Below are 3,542 nucleotides of genomic sequence, written 5' to 3' on the forward strand. Positions count from 1 at the left end.
GAAGTAGATTAAGGTGATAAAATGAATATTGCAGTAGCAGGAATCGGGTATGTTGGGCTGTCGAATGGATTATTGCTGTCTCAGCATCACCATGTGGTGGCACTGGATATTGTGGAAGAAAAAGTGCATATGCTGAATCAGCGCATATCTCCTATTGTCGATGAAGATATATCGGAATTTTTACAGCGCCGAGATATTGATTTCCATGCGACCCTGGATGCCAGAGAGGCGTTCCAGCATGCCGATTTTGTGATTATTTCCACGCCTACTAATTATGATCCTGTCCGTAATTTTTTTGATACATCTTCTGTAGAAGCGGTCATTCAGGAAGTTTTGGACATCAATCCTGCTGCTGCGATGATTATTAAATCTACCGTTCCTGTTGGATATACGGCAATGATACGGAAGAAGTATCAGGTTGACACTATTATTTTTTCGCCGGAATTCCTGCGTGAAGGCAAGGCGCTGTATGATAATCTGCATCCATCCCGTATTGTTGTCGGCGAAGATTCACCGCGAGCCCGCGTATTTGCCGGGCTGCTGGCAGAAGGTGCCGTTAAGAAGGATATTCCCATGTTATTTACGGGCTCTACAGAAGCGGAAGCGATTAAATTATTTGCCAATACCTATCTGGCTCTGCGCGTCGCCTATTTTAATGAACTCGATTCGTATGCAGAAATGCGGGGCCTTCATACAGAACAGATTATTCAGGGCGTGTGCCTGGACCCGCGGATTGGCGATTTCTATAATAATCCGTCCTTTGGATATGGCGGATACTGTCTGCCCAAAGATACAAAACAGCTGCTGGCTAATTACAAAGATATTCCGCAAAATCTGATTACGGCTATTGTAGATGCCAACCGTACCAGAAAGGACCATATTGCCGATATGATTTTGGCAAAATGTCCCAAGGTTGTCGGCATATATCGGCTGACGATGAAGACGAATTCGGATAATTTCCGGGCCTCTGCTATTCAGGGCGTCATGAAACGGATTAAAGCCAAGGGGATTTCTGTCATCGTGTATGAACCAACGCTGAAAGAGTCGGAATTCTTTCATTCGGAAGTACTCCACTCGTTAGAGGATTTCAAGCGCAGAGCCGATATCATTGTGGCCAATCGCTGGTCCCATGATCTGGATGATGTGAAAGACAAAGTGTATACACGGGATATATTTGATCGAGATTAACCATATGGGGAATGAAGATGGATGTGATGAAAGGCCGTCTCTGTTCCCTGTATTTTTTTTGCCATATATACTATAATGAAAGTACTTCGTGATTAAATCCTGATAGTATATTGATTAAGGAGTGTTTGCTTGTGTTTGAAACGTTTTTTCTGTCCGTGCAGCAGGATATAAAACTGTTCTTGTTTTTTCCCATTCTTTGTGCTGTATTTCGGGCTATATTTATTAAGGCATATTGCCCCTATGAGTCGCTGACTGGACGATGGCGTGTCGTTTGGCACTGCTTTCGCTATGGCTTTTGGTGGGGCATGGATTTTAATGCCTATGTATTTTTACTCCCTATGGTACTGGTATCATTTCCGGGAACCTTTTTTCCAGATTATCATGCATTAGGTGATACGGTGCGCATGATCGCCGCCATGATCTATGCAATTGTTTTGTATGGAGCCTTTGCTGGGAAGATGATTTTTTACAGTCATTTCCACGATATTTATAATCATATTCTGCGGCTGGGACAGAAGGCTGAAAAGCGTAATCTTGTTGATGTCTTTTTTCATCAGGATCATGGGGCCTGGATTCTTGCCGGGCTGATTCCGTATGGTGCTGTGTGTTATGTGAGTCTTATGGGGCTGCTGGCTCTGCCAAGTATTCCGTATCCGCAGATTTCAGAACCGGTAGTATACTATCTGCTCAATACAGCTATTGTCTTGGGGCTGATTCTGGGCTTTTACTGGTTTCGTTATGGCGGTACGCTAAGCCATGACGATAAACCGGAATGGGATACGATTCCCAGCATCGTAAAAAAAGATATTTTCTTTGCCAAGGCTACCGTCGATGATTTAGTTGCATTAGAACAGGTAAAAAAGCATAAATTAAATGATGCCTATACTCATACCGATGCGCAGGACCTGAAGTCTATTTCTGGCGTTGTTCTGAATAGACAGGCTGATTTAAACGAGTATCCTAATCCCGTATATGCCTTTAAGCGGACCGCCAAGGGGGCAAAGATTTCCAAACCATCTCATATTTTTCTGATTGTTGGAGAAAGTTATGTACAGCAGTTGTTTGATCCGGCTTTTGCCTGCCTGAATCTGGTATCAGGAGGCGGCAAACTGATGGCGGATCCTCATACGGCAATATTGAAAAATTCAGTATCTGCCGGAATTATTTCCCGGCCTTCCATTGTCAGTCTGATGTCAGGAATATTCGATGCCGGTCTGGAATTAAATGAAAAGGAAAGCTTTTGGAAAGGTACCGTACCTACGGCTTTTCCGGTGCAGTTAAAAAAACTGGGATATCGCTCCACCTACTGGTATGGCGGAAATGTGACGTATGGGAATTTTAACCAGTTTGCTCCGGCCTGCGGATTTGACCGTGTTATGACGGCAACGGATTTCTGCGGTGCTGATGCACCGAAGACTTGGGTAGGTGTATATGACAACATCTATCTGGAAAAGGCGGCTCAGCTGATTCAGGAGACCGCATCAGATATGCCGGAATTCCACATGGTATATACTACATCCTACCATGGGCCATTCAAGATTAACCTGAAAAAATATGGGTATGATACGGAGAAAGTCATGCCGGATGCACCGGAAGATATCAAGAAAAATCAATCTCTGCAAAAGAATCTGGGAACGTTCTGGTTTTCTGATCAGGCTATAGGCAAGTTTATTGAAACCATGCGCGAGGCTTATCCTGATGCCTTGTTCATTGTAACGGCCGATCATGCTATTACGATGACGCCGCTGCAGGGAACGTCTCTGATGAAGCGGGATTGCTCTATTCGCGAACGGCATTGCCCTGTGTTTATGATGTATCATAAAGATATTGATCAGCGTATTTTTGCGGGCAATACGATTGGCGGGCATATGAACATTATGCCTACTGTATTAGAACTAATTGCACCGCAGGGATTTTCCTATTATTCTCTGTTCCCATCCCTGACAGAACAGATTGATCATGTCGTTACGCCCTATCACTGGCTGCGTGCAGACGCCTATGGCACGTATGAGAATACATTTTATCAGCCTTTGGGAGCCGGACATGCGGAATCTGATATTCTGGAAGGCCCTTTGCCGTATCAGGCGGAACATCAGGCCTGGAAAGACCTGACTGGCTATATGGTTCGCCATCCGGAACTACTGGAACCGGCGGAACAACTGATTCGTAACATATAACTAATCTGAATGGAGGAATGTGTCATATGTATATACCCTTTGATCCTAAGAAAAAGGTTTTAATTACAGGAGCTGCAGGATTTATTGGCTTTCATCTGGCGAAACGGTTGCTGGAAATGGGGACTGTAGTTCGCGGTCTGGATAACGTGAATGATTATTATGATATTCATTTGAAAG

Annotated in this window: 3 protein-coding genes; all 3 read left to right on the forward strand. The window is 44.2% G+C overall.

The window, feature by feature from the left end:
* Nucleotides 1–21: 21 nt before the first annotated feature.
* Entirely contained in the window at nucleotides 22–1,188 is a 1,167-nt protein-coding gene (locus tag Q3886_RS09495) for a nucleotide sugar dehydrogenase (protein ID WP_301861203.1), read from the forward strand.
* A gap of 338 nt (nucleotides 1,189–1,526) precedes the next feature.
* Complete coding sequence (locus tag Q3886_RS09500; protein ID WP_301861205.1) at nucleotides 1,527–3,365, forward strand: LTA synthase family protein; 1,839 nt, start codon at nucleotides 1,527–1,529, stop codon at nucleotides 3,363–3,365.
* A gap of 26 nt (nucleotides 3,366–3,391) precedes the next feature.
* The coding region (locus tag Q3886_RS09505) for an NAD-dependent epimerase/dehydratase family protein (protein WP_301861207.1) at nucleotides 3,392–3,542 on the forward strand (151 nt) is incomplete at its 3' end.

Source organism: uncultured Megasphaera sp. (assembly GCF_958350005.1).
Taxonomy (GTDB): Bacteria; Bacillota; Negativicutes; order Veillonellales; family Megasphaeraceae; genus Megasphaera.